The sequence below is a fragment of the Mongoliibacter ruber genome (assembly GCF_003003005.1).
Taxonomy (GTDB): Bacteria; Bacteroidota; Bacteroidia; order Cytophagales; family Cyclobacteriaceae; genus Mongoliibacter; species Mongoliibacter ruber.
Genome location: NZ_PVTR01000037.1, coordinates 1 through 2,755, shown reverse-complemented (window position 1 = coordinate 2,755; position 2,755 = coordinate 1). Strand labels below are relative to the sequence as shown.

Here is a 2,755-nt window from a genome sequence, read left to right as displayed (position 1 = left end):
CCCTAGTGGAATAGATTGTCTCTGACCCCAAAGGGGTCAAATGTTAATAGCCTCGGGTTGAAACCCGAGGATAAAAGTTGGTATTGTGGTTTTGGTTTTTGGCCGCATTATGCTTGTTATTGAATAAAGCTTTTCGCCAAAAACAGGGGTGGTATGAGGAAAAAATTAATCGAGGAGTCATATAAATTAAGTTTCTTGAGCGAATTCGGAAGATAACTTTTCAACACTCCGTCTTCAATTAGTCTAGCTCCCAAATTCATTCCCCCTTCCTCTTGTATAATCCCTTCAACTTTGCGAATATTATTAAAATATAAAAAAACGCTTTTAATATGAAGACTTTAGCGACGCAAGTTGCCCTTTTTCTACAAAACCGTCCCGAAAGAAGGAATTTTAAGTTGTTACTCAAATTTTTGATAGTCTTGTTCGGGTTGGTCCTTATTTTTTCAATTCTCTTTCATGTTCTGATGCAGCTTGAAGGCAAAAAACACAGTTTCGTTACAGGTATATACTGGACGCTTACCGTAATGTCCACTTTAGGCTTTGGAGATATTACCTTCGAAAGTGATTTTGGAAAACTATTCTCCATCATCGTTTTGCTTTCCGGAATGGTTTTCCTTCTTGTTCTATTTCCTTTTACCTTTATCAACTTTTTTTATTCTCCCTGGATGAAAGCGCAGGAACAGGCAAAGGTTCCGAAAGAACTTCCTGAAAGCACCAAAGGACATGTGCTTCTAACGCGATTTGGAGCTGTCTCGGAGGCCTTGATCAAAAAACTCAATCGGTACAACTATAATTACGCAGTCATTGTCTCCACTATTCCGGAAGGTTTGGAGTTAAGGGAAAAGGGGATCAAAGTGCTTTTGGGAGATCTTGGAGATCCAGAAACATACAGAAAAGGCAGGGTGGAGAATGCTATATTGGTGGCGACAACAGAGTCTGATGTGCTCAATACAAATGTGGCATTCACCGTCCGTGGCATCAATAAAGAAGTACCTATAATTGCCACCTGCAATGTAGGAGCCTCATTAGATATTTTAAGTTTGGCTGGGTGCAACAATGTCCTTCAATTGGGAGAAGACATGGGTAAAGTTCTCTCCCGGAGGGCAAATGGAGGTGATGCCAATGCGCATGTTATCGGAAGGTTTGGTGAGTTGATCATCGCAGAGGCAAGTGTTACCGGTTGTTCTTTGGTAGGTAAAACATTGCGGGAAACTCAGCTCAGACAAAATATAGGAGTCAGCGTAGTGGGGGTATGGGAAAGGGGGAAATTTATGTCTGCTCATCCTGACAATAAGATCAATGAGAGTACAGTGTTGGTCTTGGCAGGTTCCCCACGACAAATAGATGCTTACAACAAAACCTACCAACTCAAATACAATCACTCAGCACCTATCATCATATTGGGAGGAGGTAGAGTAGGGAGGTCTACAGGAAGGGCTCTTGCAGCCAGGAACCTTGACTTCAGAATAGTGGAAAAGGATCCGGCTAGGGTAAAAAATATGACCAAGACAATCGTAGGAGATGCCGCTGACTTTGACATATTGAAAGAAGCTGGCATTATGGACTCTCCCTGCGTGATCATCACAACGCACGATGATGATGTGAATGTTTACCTGACGATCTACTGCCGTTCATTGAGGCCTGACATTCAGATCATCACAAGGACAACCTTGGAGAGGAATCTTGCCTCCATACACAGGGCAGGGGCAGATTTTGTTCTTTCTTATGCTTCCATGGGTGCTAATGCAATCTTGAATATCTTAAGGCGAAATGACGTTTTGATGGTAGCCGAGGGGCTGGATTTGATTAGGGTTAAGGTACCTGAATCACTGATCGGGAAAAGTATTGCTGAATCAGAAATCCGAAAAGAGACTGGTTGCACGGTGATTGCTGTCAAAAGTGCCGGGGAAATGATGATAAATCCCGAACCTGAAATGGAGTTATCAGAAGATGCAGAGATTATCCTGATAGGTACCGTTGAGTCAGAAAATGAATTTTTCAAAATATATCCTAGTGAGGAGAGGTAGGGGAAAGGATGAAGGATGAAAAGGTTGGTGTGACAGATACAAGAGACAAGAGGGGTTGATGTTGACCTTTGGGGTTTCCAAAACCCCGAAGATTCGTTTAAAGTGGCAAGAGATGAGGGGATGAAAGGAGCAGGGTGAAAGGGTAGGTGGTTTTTGGGGTGTTGGTTTTTTTTACGACCTATTCCTCCAGGAGGCAAGTTTACGATGCATTTTTTTCCCGCAGATATCGCAGATGAACGCAGATAAGCCTCGCTTTTGACTCACAACGTCGAAATTACCTACACCCACAATCCGCCCAACCTTTAACATTTTTAATTTTTCACAGCCATAAGGAGTTTGATTCAGTGATATCAGTGGTTAATTTTTTTGAAGTCTAAGTAGGAATATCTGAGACCCCAAAGGGGTCAAATGTTTATAGCCTCGGGTTGAAACCCGAGGATAAAAGTTGGTTTTTGGGGTGTTGGTCTTTTGATTTAGGACTTAGCCTTCCGATAGGCAGGTTTACGATGATTTTTTTCCCGCAGATATCGCAGATGAACCCAGATAAGCCTCGCTTTTGACTCACAACGCCGAAATCACCTACACCCACAATCCCCCCAACCTTTAACATTTTTAATTTTTCACAGCCATAAAAAGTCTGATTCAGTGATATCAATGGTTAATTTTTTTGCGGTTTAAGTAGGAATATCTTAGACCCCAAAGGGGTCAAATGTTAATAGCCTCGGGTT

At 42.2% G+C, this 2,755-nt stretch carries 1 protein-coding gene; it reads left to right on the top strand.

From position 1 onward, the window contains the following. Positions 1-329 precede the first annotated feature (329 nt). Complete coding sequence (locus tag CLW00_RS21115) at positions 330-2,027, top strand: potassium channel family protein (protein ID WP_106135697.1); 1,698 nt, start codon at positions 330-332, stop codon at positions 2,025-2,027. The last annotated feature ends 728 nt before the right edge of the window (positions 2,028-2,755 follow it).

Excerpts from the sequence above, each read along its gene's own strand:
- CLW00_RS21115 (WP_106135697.1), top strand. The coding sequence starts at position 330 with ATGAAGACTTTAGCGACGCAAGTTGCCCTTTTTCTACAAAACCGTCCC.